Origin of the sequence: Pyxidicoccus fallax (assembly GCF_012933655.1) — a bacterium.
GTDB lineage: Bacteria > Myxococcota > Myxococcia > Myxococcales > Myxococcaceae > Myxococcus > Myxococcus fallax.
Window position 1 is genome coordinate 1 of record NZ_JABBJJ010000271.1, and the last position, 16944, is coordinate 16944.

The window sequence follows — 16944 nt, forward strand, 5'->3', positions numbered from 1 at the left end:
CCCGGCCACCGCCACCGCGCCCACCGCGTACATCCCCCACCGGTCCGAACCATCCCGGAAGGTATTCGCCAGCACATGGAAGAACTCGGCCTGGTTCTGCTCGAAGCTCTTCCACGCCAGGTTCTGCGGAGAGAAGGTGGGCCCCCACGCCTTCCACGGCGCCCCGGGCTGGATGTCCGGCGGCTCGCCGAAGCGCAGCACCACCCACCCGAGGAAGAGCGCCACGCCGGGCACCACGCCCAACAGCGCCGGCACCCGGGGCCGCAGCCGCGCCACCAGCCCCCGCGCCGCGCCATCCTCCGGCACCGCCGTGGTGACGAGCAGCCACGGCAGCCCGAAGGCGAGGAAGCCGAAGGCCTGCACGTGGAAGAGCAGCACCCCCACCAGACACACCGCCAGCCCCGAGGCCCACGCGCGGCGGCGGGGCACGTCCTCCAGCGCGCGCACGAAGAGGCCGCCGCACAGGAGCGTCAGCGGCAGCGCCGCGCAGTAGTTGACGAACCCCCAGCCGAAGCTGTCGCCATACGCGAAGGGCAGCGCCAGCAGCGACGGCCACACCGGCCGGCCCAGGCTCTTCAGCAGGAAGCCCAGCCCCAGCGGCAGCCCGACGACGTAGGCCGTGAGGAAGACGCGGTTGGCCATCTCCAGGGGGAGCAGCCAGTTGAGCGCGCTGACGAGGTAGTAGTAGCCCAGGTACGGCGTCAGCGCGTGCCGCGCGGCGAACACCTGCGGGTACAGCGTCGTCGGGTCGTCCAGCCGGTGCAGGACGGAGATGAGGTACAGGTGCTGCGGCAGGTCCGCCATGGGCAGGTAGCGCGAGGCCCACAGGGGCAGCGCGCCCAGCACCAGCGCGGCGGCGTAGACGAGGCGTGCGGTTCGGTTCGTCACGGAGGGCGCGGACTGTACGCGCCGCCTCCCGCGCCCGCGAGCAGGGCGTGCGGCCGGACCGGCCCATGCTCGGTAGACGGGTAGACAAAGGTACGGCCCTCGTCCTTGGCAGGGGGCGGGGGCTGGGGTATAGGCGCACGGCGAGAGCGGGTGCCGTGGCGGTATCCCGAAGGAGAGCGGACATGACACGCATCGCGACGATGGTGGCCGCGGGGCTGATGGCCGGCGGGTTGCTGCTGGCGCCGGGTGCGGCGCACGCCTGTGAGGCCCATGCGCGCGCCGCCGCCGAGGCCCCCAAGGCCGACGCGAAGAAGGCCGAGCCTTCCACGAAGGACGCCGACAAGGCCCCGCGGGCGGACCCCAAGGCCTCGCAGCGCGGCGAGGTGGAGCGTCCCCTGGACGCGCTGGACTCGCTCATGGCCGGCAAGTGCCAGTGCGGCAGCAAGGCGGACTGCACCTGCAAGAAGGGCTCTTGCGATTGCTCCAAGTGCCGCAAGTCCCATCGCGAGGTGATGGAGACGCTGCGCGGCCGTCCCGCCGAGCTGAAGCTCGAGGAGGCGCGCTACGACGCCTCCGCCGGCATCTTCATCTAGGCGTGGTGGCGGAGCCCTTCTCCGCCTTCACCACCAGCAGGGGCGGCAGGGCCACGCGCTCGAAGCGCACCAGGCCCACCGCGGCGGCCTCCCGGCGCAGCACCTCCTCGCCGCGCGGGTGCAGGCCCAGTCTCCGGTGGACGAGCGCCGCGGGCGCGCCCGGGGGCACGTAGGTGCTGGCCACCCAGCGGCCGCCGGGGCGCAGCACGCGCGCCACCTCCAGCATCATCCGGCCCAGGTCCGCCACGAAGTGGAGCGAGCCGGCCATCAACACCGCCCCCAGCGTGCCGTCCTGGAAGGGCAGGTGGGGCGCCTCGGCGCGCAGGAAGTCCACCGTCGCCCCGGCCTCGCGGGCCTGGGCCACGCCCTCCTCCAGCATGGCGCGGGACACGTCCAGCCCCGCCACCGGGGGGAAGTCCGGCTCGCGCGCCAGCCTCCGCGCCACCAGCCCCGTGCCGCAGCCCACGTCCAGCACCGTCGCCTCCGGCCGGCCCAGCAGGCTCCGGTAGAGGAGGTACTCGCTGTCGCGGTCCATCCGCTGGCCGGAGAGGGTGCGCTCCATCACCGGGCGCACGTAGCGCTCGTAGGAGCGCGCCACCCAGCGCTGCTCCATGCCGCGCTGCATGGCCCCCGCGCCGGTGTGCTCCACCGTGAGGTCCGCCACGCCCTCGGCCACGGGGAAGGTGGCGCGGCACTCGCCGCAACGCAGCGGACCAAAGAGGAGCACCGGGGCGTCCGCCTCCGGCTGGAGGCCGCCACGACGGCACCGGGGACACCTGAGAAGGGGAACGAGCGCGCGCCGCATGGGGCCTTCGAGGCTAGCGCCCCTGGGCCCCACGGGAGAATGGCTTTCGCCTCAGGCGGACGGGGTGGGGCGCGTGACGCGCTTGTCCTCGGCCACCAGCACCGGCCAGCCGCGCGCCATGGCCTCGCGGAAGAAGGCCGCCAGCTCGCGCCGGCTGTGGTTCACCGCGCCCAGGAAGGGGTCGATGAGGGCCTCCTCGCCGAGGCTGCGCGTCGCGTTGAGCTCCACCGGACTGCCGCAGCGCTCGCAGCGGATGGACACCTGACGCACCAGCGCCACGGGCACCGCGTAGCGGGCCCCGCAGTCGCCACACTTCCACACCAGGGCGCGCTCGCCCGCCTCGCGGCGGGCCAGGTTCTCCAGCTCGTCCGCCAGCCGCAGCAGGGCCGGCAGGTCCTGGGGCGGCTGGGCGAAGACGGCGGAGGGGCCGAAGCCCGCCTCGGGGGCGCCCAACGTCGGGGGACGGTCCCCGTGCAGGAGGGCGCGCAGCCTGTCTCGGGCGCGTACGTCGCGGAACTCGGCGCCGGTCAGGGCGCGCTCCACGGCCTCGTGCACCGGAGGCAGCTCCGGCTCGAGGCGCTCATCGTCCGGCAGCGATTGGGGGAAGTTCACCAGCCGGTGCGCGGGGACTGCGAGGAATCGGAAGGCCACACCTGCTCCATTGCACCCCGCACGTTCTCGTGCAAGGCGCGAGTTGCCAATTGTCCGCTGCCGGGATTTACCTCGCCCGCCCCTACGCCGACCACTCCAGCATGCGCTGCAGTGGCGCCCGGGCCGCCTCCCTCAAATCTTCCGGCATCACCAGCTCCGGCTTCCGGTCCTTCATGCACCGCCAGAGCTTCTCCAGCGTGTTGAGCCGCATGTAGGGGCACTCGTTGCACGCGCAGCCATTGTCCGGAGGGGCGGGGATGAACGTCTTCTGCGGCGCGCCCTTCTTCATCTGGTGGAGGATGCCCGCCTCCGTCACCACGATGAACTTCTCCTTGGGGCTCTTCAGCACGTAGTCCAGGAGCGCCTTGGTGGACCCGATGAAGTCCGCGTGACGCAGCACCGCCGCCTCGCACTCCGGATGCGCCACCACCTCTGCTTCCGGGTGCTCCACCTTCAGCTGCACCAGCTTCTTCTCGCTGAAGATTTCGTGGACGATGCAGCTGCCCGGCCACAGCACCATGTCGCGACCGGTCTGTTTCATCACGTAGCGCCCCAGGTGCTGGTCCGGCGCGAAGAGAATCTGCCGGTCCTTCGGCACCTGGTTGACGATCTTCACCGCGTTGGACGACGTGACGATGACGTCGCTCATCGCCTTCACCGCGGCGGAGCTGTTCACGTAGCTCACCACGAACGTCCCCGGGTGCTTCTCCTTGAAGGCCTTGAAGGCCGTCGGCGGACACCGGTCCGACAGCGAGCAGCCCGCCTTCAGGTCTGGCAGCAGCACCTGCCGCGTGGGGTTCAGAATCTTGGCCGTCTCCGCCATGAAGTGCACACCGCAGAAGACGATGACGTCCGCCTTCGTCGTCGCCGCCGCCTGCGCCAGCGCCAGGCTGTCCCCGACGAAGTCCGCGAGGTCCTGGACCTCGCTCTCCTGGTAGTAGTGCGCCAGGATGACCGCGTTCATGGAGCGCTTGAGCTCCTGGATTTCCCTCGCGTAATCCACCTCGGTGCCCATGGCACCTCCTTAAGGCCCAACATTTAACCGGGACTTGGATGGTCGGCCAGGGTGCGGTTTACCCCACCGTCCTGCGAACGGGCGGCCGAGTCCCGGGCTGCCGGGCCTTATCGAACATCCGCCCTGTCCTCATGCAGGGCACTCCCTTCCCTGACAGGTCCGGTAAGATGAAGGCCTGAGCCGGACACGACACATGGGCTGCGGGCCCATGACGACTGGGGCTTTCGGAACCAGGGAGACGGGAGACGGGCTCCGTCGGCAAGCCGATGGCGCCGCAGCGAACAATCCCCACCTCCTGAACCTGCGAGGTCGTGTTTCCGAGGACAGTTCAGATGCCCGGTGGAGGAGGACATATGGCCGTGACGACGCGCGCAGTGCTGGTCGTGCACCCGGAAGCGGAGCGTCGTATGAAGCTTCGGGCCGTGCTGGCGGGCTACGACATACTCGAGGCCGCCAACCGCCAGGAAGCGGTCGAATTCCTGACCCGGACGACACCCGTGCTGGTGCTCACGCACCCCGAGTCCTTCTCCCGACTGTTGAAGGACCTGGAGCGCTATGCGCCTCGTGCCATCCGCGCCGTCCTCTGCCCACGCGACAACGTCCGCACGCACCACAGCCTGGTGGATGTGGCGGCGGCCGGACACATGTTCTTCACCCTGGATGACGAGCCCACCCCGGCGCTGCGGCGCGCGGTGCTGGAGCTCCTGGAGCTGCGCGAGTCCGAGCGCCGCACGCCGCAGGGCGCCCTGGAGGCGCGCTTCGTGGCGGATGGCACCGCCTTCCGCGCGGCCCTGCTGGACGTGGGCACCGGTGGGCTCGGCCTGCGCCTGGAGCCCAGCGTGCGCATCGAGCGGCTGACGCCCGGCACGGAGCTGGAGGGCCTCCAGGTCTACCGCGGGGACGCGCTGGTGCTGCGCGCCGGCCACGCCACGGTGCGCATGGTGCGGCCCCTGCGCGCGCAGGACGGCGGCGGCTTCCACCTGGGCGTGTCCCTGGAGCGCCCCGTGGAGCACGCGCGCTCCAGCCCCGCGCCGCTGCTGCAGGACGCGGTGCGCATCCGCGGCTTGATGCGCCGCGCCGTGCGCGCGGGCGTGGGCTTCGGCCTGCGCACCCACGAGGGCAACCGGCTGGTGGACTTCTCCCGGGCGGAGGTGCACCCGGAGGCCTCGCGGCTGGTGCTGCGCGAGCAGTCGCGCCCCGGCCAGCTCTTCCACCCCGGGGACGTGGTGCAGCTGTGCCTGGACTTCGGCGGCGTGTGCCACGTGGGCACCACGGCCGTCCTCGACGTGGGGGAGCACCACGTGGAAGTGGCCCTGCCGCGCTCCCTGAGCCTGCACCACCGCCGCAACAGCCTGCGCTTCCGCTCCACCGCGGAGCGGCCCTTCGCCGTGTCCTTCGAATCGCCCTTCACCGGCGAGCCGCTGTACCGCCCGATGTTGGACCTGCACACCGGCGGCTTCGCGTTCCCCTTCGACGCCAGCCGCGAGGTCTTCCCGCCCGGGCTCATCCTCGACGAGGTGACGCTGCACCTGCCGGACGGCACGCGCTCGCGCTGCCGCGCCCAGGTGCAGGACACCGGGCAGCTCACCGACGAGGGCAGCAGCATGAGCCGCCCCCGCCGCTGCGGCGTGCGCATGCTGGAGCTGGCCCCCGAGGCGCGCACCGCCATCCTCGACGCCTTCATCAAGGCCCGCTGCCCGGACGCGCGCGACGGCTCGGAGCTGGCCTTCCCGGACATCTGGGACTTGTTCCGCGCCGCCGAGGTGCGCTTCCCGGACTACCCGTACCATGACGGCCCGCCGCAGGAGGCGCTGCTGGCCAGCCACCGCATGCTGGGCAACGGCTCGCACGGCCTGTCGAAGACCATCGTCTACCAGCGCGAGGGCCGCCTCTATGGCCACATCTCCGGCCTGCGCATCTACTCGCGCACCTGGCTGTCCCAGCACCTGGTGGTGCGGCCGGGCTACCACCGCCACGAGTCCATCTCCCAGGAGCTCGTCGCGCTCGCGGCCGACTACGCGGAGAGCCTGGAGGACGTGGAGTACCTGCGCGCCCTCTGGCGCTGCCGCAACCGGTGGACGTCGCGCATCTACGGCGCCATCGCCAGCCGCCTGGAGCGCCCGGGCCTCAGCTGCCTGCACGCCTTCACCCCCTGCCGGCTCCCGGTGGACGCCGCGCTGCCGCCCCCGCGCGAGGATTTGCGCGTGCGCCCGGCGGAGTCGGCCGACCTGCGCTGGCTGGAGCAGTACCTGCGCGAGACGCAGGACGTGGTGCGGCTGCGCAGCTCGGACCTGGTGGAAGGGGAGATGGGGCTGGGAGGCCTGGGAGGCCGCTACGCGGGCGCGGGCCTGCGGCGCGGCCGCTCCATCGCCCTGGTGGAGGGGAGCCACGGCCCCAAGGGCTTCGTCCTCATGGAGGACTCCTCCCCGGGCCTGTTCTGGGCCGAGTGGTACAACGCCTTCTCGCTCGTCATGGTGGAGCAGGACGCCCAGGAGGCGGACGCGGTGCGCCGCGCCCTCATCACCCACGCGGTGGCGGACTCGGCCCGGCGCGGCCGCACCACCGCCGAGTGCCTCGCCCAGGACGGGGACCTGCCCGCGCTGGAAGGGCTGGGCTTCCACAACCTCGGCAAGGTGATGGAGTTCACCGCCCACCGCCGGCTGGTGCGCGACTGGAACGCCTACCTGCTCGCCGTCTTCGAGCGGCTGGCCGCCAACCCCCGCGGCACGCCCAAGCTGGACGACAAGGACATCGCGGCATGACCTACTTCATGCAGTCGGACGAGGAGGTGCGGCGCCTGCAGGCGCAGGCGAGCGCCAGCTCCTATACGGACCGGCTGCGGCTGACGGGCCTGGGGCCCGGCCAGGTGGCGCTCGACGCGGGCTGTGGCCCGGGCATCATCACCGCGCAGATGCTCGACCTCGTGGGGCCCGGGGGGCGGGTGGTGGCCATCGAGCCGCTCGCCGAGCACCTGGCCGCGGCCCGCGCGCTGCTGGAGGGGCGCCCCAACGTGGAGCTCCGCCAGGGCGCGCTGCCGGACACCCGGCTGCCTTCGGACACCTTCGACTACGTCTGGTGCCAGTACGTCTTCGAGTACCTCGCCGAGCCGCTTCCCGCCCTGGAGGAGCTGGTGCGGGTGACGCGGCCCGGCGGCCGGGTGGTGGTGGCGGACATCGACGGGGTGGGGCTGTGGAACTGGCCCTTCCCGGAGGACCTCCAGCAGGAGAGCCAGAAGCTGCTGCAGGCCCTGCGCGACGCCCGGTTCGACCTCCACGCCGGCCGGAAGATGTTCCACCTCTTCCGGAAGGTGGGGCTGGCGGACATCCGCGTCCACCTGTCTCCCTTCTACGTGGCGGCGGGGCCGGCGGACGCGCGGCTCCGGGAGGACTGGGTCATCCGCTTCCGCACCCTGCGCCCGCTGGCGGAACGGGCCTTCGGGGGAGCGGAGCCCTACGACACCTTCTGCCAGCGCTTCCTGGCCCTCCTGGATGACCCCGACACCCTCAAGTATGCGATGGTGTTGACCACGGAAGGAGTGAAGCGTTGACCGTCCCCGCGGCCCAGTCCCCCGCGCCGCCATCCCCCGACACGCCCGAAATCAGCGTCAGGATGCTCCGCGCCCTGCTGCTGCATTACGAGCGGACGTACGGGCGTGCGCGGCTGGAGCGCGTCTGGCGCCGCGAGGGACTGCCCCTGTCGCTGGAGTACGTGGAGACGCTCACCAACTTCGTCTCCATGCACTTCACCGAGCGCCTCTTCGAGGTGCTCGACCGCGACTCGGGGGACCCGGACTTCATCACCAAGGCGGGCCGCCGCATCGCCAGCCCGGAGGCGGTGGGCTTCCTCTTCTACATGATGCGGGCCACGGCCACCCCGCGCAGCGTCTACGAGCGCGCGCTGGAGCTGGACCACACGTACAACCGCGTGGGCGGCTTCCGCATCCTCCAAATCAGCGACTCGTGGGTGAAGGTGCAGTACTTCAGCCGCATCCGCGAGAGCAACCGCAACCTCTGCCGCGCGCGGATGGCCAACCTGTCCGCCTTCCCCACCGTCTGGAACCTGCCGCTCGCCGAGGTGAAGGAGCTGCAGTGCCAGGTGGAGGGCGCGCCCTGCTGCGAGTACGAGTGCCACTGGCAGAACCTGCCGCCCCTGGCGTGGCGCTTCTTCACCGGCGGCGTGGTGGGGATGCTGGCGGGCCTGGTGTCCTCCACGCTGGATTGGGCGCCGCCCGTCTTCGCGGCGGTGTCGCTGGGCGCCGCGGGCGTCGCCGTCGGGGCGTGGCTGGACACGCGCCTGGCGCTGCGCCGCAAGGACGCGCAGTTGTCCGAGCAGCACCAGGGCCTGCGCACCTCGCTGGAGGATTTGCAGCGGCGCAACGAGGAAATCTTCCGCGCCAACGTGGCCCTGGAGGACCGCGTCGCCGAGCGCACCCAGGCCCTGTCCGAGGCCAACGCCAAGCTAGAGCAGGCCCTCTCCCGGCAGAAGGAGCTGGACCGGCTCAAGAGCGAGTTCTTCGACAACGTCAGCCACGAGCTGCGCACGCCGCTCACGCTCATCCTGCTGACGCTGGAGTCCCTCCAGAAGCGCGTGGAGTCGCTGCCGCCGGTGGTGGAGCAGCACCTGTCCACCATGGAGCGCAGCGCCACGCGCCTGTTGCGCCTCATCAACCACCTCTTGGACCTGGCGCAGCTGGAGTCCGGCAAGGCGCGGCTGCGCTACCAGCCGCTGGAGCTGCACGGCTTCCTGAGCACCGTGCTGCCGCCCTTCTTCACCATGGCGGAGCGGCAGGGCGTGTGGCTCAAGCTGGAGGGCGCCGAGGTGACGCCCGTCCAGGTGGACCACGAGCGCATCGACGTCGTCTTCCAGAACCTGCTGTCCAACGCGCTGAAGTTCACCCAGAAGGGCGGGGTGACGGTGCGCGTGTACGAGGACGCCACCGACGTGCACGTGGAGGTGGAGGACACCGGCCCGGGCATCGCCCCGCAGGACGTGGCCGTCATCTTCGACCGCTTCGCCCAGGCGGACAACAGCGGCACCCGGCGCTTCGGCGGCACCGGCATCGGCCTGGCGCTGGTGAAGGAGACGCTGGAGCTGCACCTGGGCGGCATCTCCGTGGCGAGCGAGCTGGGCAAGGGCTCCACCTTCCGTGTCCGCCTGCCCAAGGGCACCGCGCACATCCGCGAGGAGATACGCGAGCGCCGCCGCCAGGACACGCTGGTGCTGCCGGTGCGCCGCGAGCGCCGCACCTCGGGCGCCTTCCCCGCGCTGGAGACGGGCGGCCCCGCCGGCACCGTCTCCTCGTCCGCGCCCGCGAGGGACCATGCCGGCCCCACCCCGGATGCGCCGCGCGTGCTGGTGGTGGAGGACGACGCCGAAATCCGCCGCTTCATCGCGGGGCTCCTGGCGCAGAGCTATCAAGTGCTGGAGGCCGTCAACGGCGAGGAGGGACGGCAGCGCGCGCTGACGGAGCGGCCGCACCTCATCGTCTCGGACGTCATGATGCCGGTGATGTCCGGCCTGCAGATGCTGGAGGCGCTGCGCGCGGACTCGCGCACGGTGGACGTCCCCATCATCCTGCTCACCGCGCGCCAGGAGGTGTCCGCCAAGGTGGAGGCCCTGGGCACCGGCGCCAACGACTACCTGGGCAAGCCCTTCAGCCCGCGCGAGCTGCTGGCGCGAATCGAGACGCAGCTGCGGCTGCGCGAGGCGGCGGTGCGCGCCGCGGAGAACGAGCGGCTGGCGGCCATCGGCCTGCTCACCTCCGGCTTCGCGCACGAGGTGCGCAACCCGCTCAACGGGCTGATGAACGCGCTGCAGCCGCTGAAGGACATGCTGGCCACCGGCGCGTCGGACGCGGAGCTGGGCAAGGCCATGCTGGAGGTGGTGGAGGAGTGCGGCGTGCGCATCCGCCACCTCGCCGAGTCCCTGCTGTCCTTCACCCGCACCAGCGACACCCCGGTGGCGCTGTCCCTGGACGCCTCGCTGGACTCCACGCTCAGCGTGCTCGCCTGGAAGGTCCCCTCCGGCGTCACGGTGGAGCGCGCCTACCAGTGCAACGAGATGCTGCTGGGCGACCCCGGCACCCTCAACCAGGTGTGGCTCAACCTCCTCGACAACGCCCTCAAGGCGGTGGGCGAGCGCGGCGTGGTGAAGGTGGCCACCGTGTGCCAGGGCGACGAGGCCATCGTCACGATTGCCGACAACGGCGTGGGCATCCGCAAGGAGGACATGGAGCGGCTGTTCCAGCCCTTCTTCTCCACCCGTGCGGCGGGCGAGGGCACCGGCCTGGGGCTCGCGCTCAGCCGGCGCATCATCCTGCGTCATGGCGGCCGCATCTCCCTGGAGAGCACCCCGGGGGAGGGCACCCGGGTGGAGGTACGCCTGCCGCTGCGGCCCCCGGCCGTGTCTGCCTCCCCGGCCTCGGGGGACGGCACCTCGGAGCACCGCGTCGGCCGGCTCGCCTGAGGCGGGAGCGGTGGGTCGGCCTCCGCCCGGACCGGGAGTGAGGCTCCCCCTCCATTGGGTAGGGAATTCCTCATGTGCTCAGGTGTCCTCCTGGGCATGAGCGGCGTGTCTGCTACAGTCACGCTTCATTTCCGCTACACCCCTCCATTCAAGGAATCCACGGCATGCAAGGCACCATCGCCGCGAGCGAGGCCCCCAAGGGGCATCCGCGAGGGCTCTACCTCCTGTTCTTCACCGAGATGTGGGAGCGCATGTCGTATTACGGCATGCGCGGCCTGTTGGTGTTGTTCCTCACCAGCAAGATCAACGGTGGCTTTGGCTGGTCCACCAGCGACGCGCTGAGTCTGTACGGCACGTACACGGGCCTCGTGTACCTGACGCCCATCGTCGGCGGCTTCATCGCGGACCGGTACATCGGCCAGCGCAAGGCGGTGGTGCTGGGCGGCACGCTGATGATGATCGGCCACCTGTTGTTGGCCCTACCCACGGTGGCCATGTTCTACGCGGGCCTGGGCTTCCTCATCATCGGCAACGGCTTCTTCAAGCCGAACATCTCCACCATGGTGGGCGGGCTGTACGCGCCCGGTGACGGCCGCCGCGACAGCGCCTTCACCATCTTCTACATGGGCATCAACCTGGGCGCGGTGCTGGGCAACTTCATCTGCGGCACCCTGGGTGAGCGGGTGGGCTGGCACTGGGGCTTCGGCGCCGCGGGCGTGGGCATGTTCCTGGGGCTCGTGGCCTTCCTGTCGCTGCAGAAGAAGCTGCTGGGCCCGGTGGGCCTGTCGCCGGTGAAGCCTGCCGCCAACGCCGAGCGCGTGCAGGACGGCGGCGAGAAGAAGGGCTTCACCCGCGAGGAGGTGGACCGCATCGTCGTCATCTTCATCATCGCGCTGTTCGTCGTCGCGTTCTGGACGGGCTTCGAGCAGGCCGGCGGCCTGATGAACCTCTACACGGACCAGAAGGTGGACCGCGGCATGTTCGGCTGGGAGGTGCCCACCACCTGGTTCCAGAACTTCAACTCGGCCTTCATCGTCATGCTGGCGCCCGTCTTCGCGGGGCTGTGGAGCTGGCTGGCCGCGCGCGGCAAGGACCCGAGCATCCCGGTGAAGATGGGCCTGGGCCTGCTCTTCCTGTCCATCGGCTTCCTCTTCATGCTGGGCGCGTCCGACGAGAGCGCCGCGGCGGGCAAGGCGGCCGCGTGGTGGGTCATCATGGCCTACCTGTTCCACACCATGGGCGAGCTGTGCCTGTCCCCCGTGGGCCTGTCCATGGTGACCAAGGTGGCGCCCGCGCGCATCGTCTCGGCGATGATGGGCGTGTGGTTCCTGGCGAACGCGGCGGCCAACAAGCTGTCCGGCGTCATCGGCGGCTACTCGGAGAAGCTGGGCGAGTTCGACGTGTTCCTCTACATCACCATCGGCACCGGCATCGCCGGCGTCATCCTCCTGGGCGTGGCCCCCATGCTGAAGCGGATGATGCACGGCACCGACGAGGTGAAGCCCGCCGCGCCGTCCACCCAGACGCAGGGCGGCTCGGTGGCCACGGCCTGAAGCCCGCCGCGCGGCTGCTGAAATGAGAACGCCGGAGCACCCGAGTGGGGGCTCCGGCGTTTTTCTTTTCCCGCGGTGACGCGGTGGCTACGCCGTCTTCGCCGTCACCCCGGCCGCGGTGCGCTCCTCGGTGGGGACGGGGGCGGACGTCTGGTAGTAGTCGCGCACCACGTAGCGGCGCGCGACGAGGGCCATGCCCACCGCCGCCACCAGCGCGAAGCCCGCGTAGAAGAAGAACTGGCCCGAGCCGGAGAAGACGTTGAGCTTGGAGGCGATGGCCACCGCCACGTTCGCCAGCGTCGTCGTCAAGAGCCACACGCTCTGGATGGTGCCCTTCATCTCGCGCGGCGCCTGCGTGTACGCGAACTCCAGGCCCGTGGTGGACACCAGGATTTCCGCCAGCGTCAGCACCACGTACGGCAGGAACTGCCAGCCGATGCTCAGCGTGGCCCCACCCTCCATCTGCACCTGGAAGATGCCGGCGATGATGAACGACATCGCGCCAATGGCCAGGCCCAGCGGCATGCGCCGCAGCGGCGTCAGCTCCCAGCCTCCGCGCTGGAAGGCCGGGTAGACGACGGCCGTCAGCAGCGGGATGAGCACCATCACCAGCGCCGGGTTGATGGACTGCATCTGGCTGGGCAGGAACTCGAAGCCGAAGACATGCGGGTCCATGGCGCTCGCCTGCACCACCCAGGTGGACGCCTTCTGGTCGAACAGCATCCAGAAGAAGGGCACGAAGGGCAGCAGCAGCCCGCTGATGCGGAACACCGCCCTGACGCCGTCCACGGCCTCCTCCGGGTGCTCGCGCTTCGCGCCGTCCAGCCAGCTCTTGCCCTGGCCGCGGTTGCGCAGCGCGCTGCCCACCACCTTGAGGAACGAGTGCGGATTGGCCCCGGTGGGCGGCACCTTGACGTACCGGTGGCGGCCCGCCCAGAAGATGAGGGTCGCGATGAACATCAGCACCCCGGGGATGCCGAACGCCACCGACGGGCCGTAGTGCTTCAGCAGGAGGGGGATGGACAGCGACGCGAAGAATGAGCCGAAGTTGATGGTCCAGTAGAAGATGGCGAAGACCTTCTTCACCAGGTGGCTGTTGGACTCGTTGAACTGGTCCCCCACCATGGCGGACACGCACGGCTTGATGCCGCCGCTGCCAATGGCGATGAGCGCCAGGCCCGCGAAGAAGCCGTTGCGGCTGTCCTCGAACAGCGCCAGGCACAGGTGGCCCAGGCAGTACACCAAGCTCAGCCCGAGGATGATGCGGTACTTCCCGAAGAAGCGGTCCGCGAGATAGCCACCGATGAGCGGGAAGAAGTACACGCCCGCCATGAAGGTGTGCATCAGGCTCTTGGCTTCCGCCTCCCGCAGCCCCTTCTCCGGGACGGCCTCGAGCAGCAGGTATTGGATGAGGAACATCGTGAGGATGTTCCGCATGCCGTAGAAGCTGAAGCGCTCACACGCCTCGTTGCCGATGATGAAGGGGATTTGCGGCGGGAACTTGTTGTTCTGCGCCGGAACGCTCGTTGCCATGCGACGGGGTGCTCCCTCGTGGCGAAAGGTGGGGGCTGGCTCCAAGAAACCGAGAGCCGAACCCTACCGGACGCCCTGCCCGGACTCCACCCGTCACGCAGGCGTCACGCGCCGCGTCGAGGCCCGCCCGAGGGGCACGCCGCCACCCTCGGGGCCGCACCCTCGCCGGAATTCTCCCGCCTGTCTGTGTCGGGGATTCCGATGGAGATGCATGTTTGACGATACAATTTAATCAATGAGCACGCGTTTGACAGGGATTGAGATGTCCCTATCATGACACTCGCGGCTCAGCTCTTTGCTTGGCCCACACCCCACCCGTGAAACCTTCCTCCAAGGTGGACGGGGGGTTGGGGGTGAATGAAGGCACCCCCGCCCCCCGCTCCATTTTCACGGGGCCCTGAAGTGAAAGGCCGTCAGCCCGTGGCTTCCTGGAGGCCGGGCGCCGGGCCGTCCACGCGCTGTCCCAGCCGGGCGCGGCGCGACTTGTTGAGCACGTGCGCCAGGTAGCGGCCGGTGTGGCTGCCCTTCACGCGAGCGACCTCCTCGGGCGTGCCGGTGGCGAGGATGTTGCCGCCGCCCGCGCCGCCCTCGGGGCCGAGGTCGATGACCCAGTCCGCGCTCTTGATGACGTCCAGGTTGTGCTCGATGACGAGCACGCTGTTGCCGGCCTCCACCAGCCGGTTGAGCACGGAGAGTAGCTTGCGGATGTCCTCGAAGTGCAGGCCGGTGGTGGGCTCGTCGAGGATGTAGAGCGTGCGGCCGGTGGCCACGCGCGCCAGCTCGCGCGCCAGCTTGATGCGCTGGGCCTCGCCGCCGGACAGGGTGGGGGAGGGCTGGCCCAGGCGGATGTAGCTCAGGCCCACGTCATGCAGCGTCTGCAGCACGCGCATGATGTCCTTGTGCGCGCCGAAGTGCTCCATCGCCTCGCGCACGCTCATGTCGAGCACCTCGGCGATGTTCTTCCCCTTGTAGCGCACGCGCAGGGTGGCCTCGTTGAAGCGCTTGCCGGCGCACACCTCGCAGGGCACGTACACGTCCGCGAGGAAGTGCATCTCCACCAGCTTCACGCCGTCGCCCTCGCACGCCTCGCAGCGGCCGCCCTTGATGTTGAAGCTGAAGCGGCCCGGCCCGTAGCCGAAGGCGCGCGCCTCGGGCGTCATCGCGAACACGTCGCGGATGTTGTCGAACAGCTTGGTGTACGTGGCCGGGTTGCTGCGCGGGGTGCGGCCGATGGGGCGCTGGTCGATGTCGATGACCTTGTCCAGGTGCTCGAAGCCCTGAATCGACTTGTGTTTGCCGGGGCTCTCGCGGCTCTCGTAGAGGTGCCGCGCCAGGGCGGGGTAGAGGATTTCGTTGATGAGCGTGGACTTGCCCGCGCCGGACACGCCCGTCACCGCCGTGAAGACGCCGAGCGGAATCTCCGCGTCCACGTTCCTCAGGTTGTTCTCCTGCGCCCCCTGGATGACCAGCTTGCGCTTGGGGTCCGGCGCGCGGCGCTTCTGCGGGATTTCAATCTCCTTGCGCCCGGAGAGGTACGCGCCCGTCTCGCTGGCCTCGTTGGCCATCACCTGCGCCGGCGTGCCCTGCGCCACCACCTGGCCGCCCAATTCGCCCGCGCCCGGCCCGAAGTCCACCAGCCAGTCCGCCTCCTCCATCGTCTCCTCGTCGTGCTCCACCACGAGGACGGAGTTGCCCAAATCCCGCAGGCGCTTGAGCGTGGCCAGCAGCTTGCCGTTGTCGCGCTGGTGCAGGCCGATGGAGGGCTCGTCGAGGATGTAGATGACCCCCGTCAGCTCGCTGCCCATCTGCGACGCGAGCCGGATGCGCTGGCTCTCGCCGCCGGACAGCGTGGACGCGGTGCGGTCCAGCATCAGGTAGCCCAGGCCCACGTCCACCAGGAAGGACAGGCGGCTGCGAATCTCCTTCAGCAGCTCGGTGGCGATCTTCCGCTCGTGCGCGCTCAGCCCCATGTCGCCCAGGAAGCGCAGCGCGTCGGAGATGGTGAGCCGGCTCAGGTCGACGATGGTCTTCCCGTGGACCTTCACCGCGCGGCTCTCGGGCCGCAGGCGCTCGCTCTTGCAGGACGGGCAGGGCTTGTCGCTGAAGTACTTCTGCAGCTCGGCCCGGCGCGCCTCGGAGGTGGTCGTCTTGAAGTTGCGCATCATGCGCTCGACGAGGCCCTCCCACTCCATCTTGTACTTGCCGCCCTCGCCCCACTCGACGGTGAAGCTCTTGCCGCTCGCGCCGTGCATCAGCGTGTCCTTCTCGCGCTTGGACAGCTTCGCGTAGGGCACGTCGAGGTCGATCTTGAACGCCTTGGACAGGCTCTCCACGAAGTCCGCCGTCCAGCCCTCGCCGCGATTCATGCCGCTGGCCCACGGCTCGATGGCGCCGTCGCGGATGCTGCGGGACGGGTCCGGGACGATGAGGTCCGGGTCCATCTCTGGCTTGGTGCCCAGGCCGTTGCAGTCGGTGCACATGCCCAGGGGGTTGTTGAAGGAGAAGGACGCGGGCGTCAGGTCGCCGAAGGACAGGCCGCAGGTGGGGCACGCGTTCAGCTCGGACATGACGCGGTCCGAGGCGAGGGTGCCCTTCTCGTCGGTGACGATGAGGGTGCCCTTGCCCTCGCGCAGCGCCGTCTCCACCGAGTCGGTGAGGCGCGTCTTGAGGTCCGGCTTGAGCACGAGCCGGTCGATGACGAGCGCGATGTCGTGCTTGGACTTCTTGTCCAGCTCGATGCGCTCCTCCAGGCTCTTGAGCACGCCGTCGATGCGGGCGCGGGAGAAGCCGCGCTTCTGCGCCTCGGCGAGCAGGTCCTTGTGCTCGCCCTTGCGGTTGGTGACGAGCGGCGCCAGCACCTGCAGCTTGGTGCCCGCGGGGGCCTTGAGGATTTCCTCGACAATCTGCTGCGCGCTCTGCTTGCCCACCTTGCGGCCGCAGTTGGGGCAGTGCTGCACGCCGATGGAGGCGTAGAGCACACGCAGGTAGTCGTGCACCTCGGTGACGGTGCCCACGGTGGAGCGCGGGTTGTTGCTGGCCGCCTTCTGCTCGATGGAGATGGTCGGCGACAGGCCGCGGATGGTGTCGTACTTCGGCTTCTCCATCTGCCCGAGGAACTGCCGGGCATAGGCGGAGAGGCTCTCCACGTAGCGGCGCTGACCCTCCGCGTAGAGCGTGTCGAAGGCGAGCGAGCTCTTGCCGGAGCCGGACACGCCGGTGAAGACGACGAGCTTTTTCTTGGGGATGTCCAGGGAGACGTTCTTGAGGTTGTGCTCCTTGGCGCCTCTCAGGGAAATGACGTCGGGCTCGGACATGATGGGCGGGCGATCTACCACTGAATGGGTGTTCCGGTGCGGGGAAACTCGCACGGCTGGAGGAGATGTTGCTGAACCCACCGGGTTGCGGTGGCCATCCCACACGCGGCCGGTCAGCGGGCGGGCG

10 protein-coding genes and 1 pseudogene are annotated in these 16944 nt (G+C 70.0%); 5 read left to right on the forward strand and 6 right to left on the reverse strand.

The features are described 5' to 3' along the window. Window positions 1–888 (reverse strand): annotated as a pseudogene (locus tag HG543_RS39010) (hypothetical protein); the annotation flags it as partial. 182 nt (window positions 889–1070) lie between these two features. On the opposite strand from HG543_RS39010, the gene HG543_RS39015 reads away from it, so the two are divergent. Further along, a complete protein-coding gene (locus tag HG543_RS39015) occupies window positions 1071–1481 on the forward strand; it encodes a metallothionein (RefSeq protein WP_169349999.1) in 411 nt (136 codons plus the stop codon). Here the strand turns inward: HG543_RS39015 and HG543_RS39020 are convergent. The 3 genes from HG543_RS39020 to nadA form a co-directional block, all read right to left on the reverse strand. After that, entirely contained in the window at window positions 1474–2208 is a 735-nt protein-coding gene (locus HG543_RS39020) for a methyltransferase domain-containing protein (protein ID WP_169350000.1), read from the reverse strand. The genes HG543_RS39015 and HG543_RS39020 overlap by 8 nt on opposite strands. A 129-nt stretch (window positions 2209–2337) precedes the next feature. Continuing rightward, a complete protein-coding gene (locus tag HG543_RS39025) occupies window positions 2338–2937 on the reverse strand; it encodes a hypothetical protein (protein WP_169350001.1) in 600 nt (199 codons plus the stop codon). A gap of 82 nt (window positions 2938–3019) precedes the next feature. Beyond that, window positions 3020–3952, reverse strand: a complete 933-nt coding sequence (gene nadA / locus HG543_RS39030; protein ID WP_169350002.1) for a quinolinate synthase NadA — start codon at window positions 3950–3952, stop codon at window positions 3020–3022. A 353-nt stretch (window positions 3953–4305) separates the two neighbouring features. Here nadA and HG543_RS39035 point away from each other — a divergent pair, with 353 nt between their 5' ends. From HG543_RS39035 to HG543_RS39050, 4 genes are all read left to right on the forward strand, one after another. Further along, window positions 4306–6714, forward strand: a complete 2409-nt coding sequence (locus HG543_RS39035) for a hypothetical protein (RefSeq protein WP_169350003.1) — start codon at window positions 4306–4308, stop codon at window positions 6712–6714. Next, window positions 6711–7499, forward strand: a complete 789-nt coding sequence (locus HG543_RS39040) for a methyltransferase domain-containing protein (RefSeq protein ID WP_169350004.1) — start codon at window positions 6711–6713, stop codon at window positions 7497–7499. Before HG543_RS39035 ends, HG543_RS39040 begins: the two co-directional genes overlap by 4 nt. Beyond that, window positions 7496–10417 (forward strand): ATP-binding protein, encoded by a 2922-nt coding sequence (locus tag HG543_RS39045; protein WP_169350005.1) that lies wholly within the window; start codon window positions 7496–7498, stop codon window positions 10415–10417. The genes HG543_RS39040 and HG543_RS39045 overlap by 4 nt, the downstream gene beginning before the upstream one ends. A gap of 164 nt (window positions 10418–10581) precedes the next feature. Further along, window positions 10582–11970, forward strand: a complete 1389-nt coding sequence (locus HG543_RS39050; RefSeq protein WP_169350006.1) for a peptide MFS transporter — start codon at window positions 10582–10584, stop codon at window positions 11968–11970. 87 nt (window positions 11971–12057) lie between these two features. Here the strand turns inward: HG543_RS39050 and HG543_RS39055 are convergent, their stop codons facing one another. Together HG543_RS39055 and uvrA are read right to left on the reverse strand one after the other, a co-directional pair. Beyond that, complete coding sequence (locus tag HG543_RS39055) at window positions 12058–13503, reverse strand: POT family MFS transporter (protein ID WP_169350007.1); 1446 nt, start codon at window positions 13501–13503, stop codon at window positions 12058–12060. A 413-nt stretch (window positions 13504–13916) separates the two neighbouring features. Beyond that, window positions 13917–16817 (reverse strand): excinuclease ABC subunit UvrA, encoded by a 2901-nt coding sequence (uvrA, locus tag HG543_RS39060; RefSeq protein ID WP_169350008.1) that lies wholly within the window; start codon window positions 16815–16817, stop codon window positions 13917–13919. Window positions 16818–16944 lie beyond the last annotated feature (127 nt).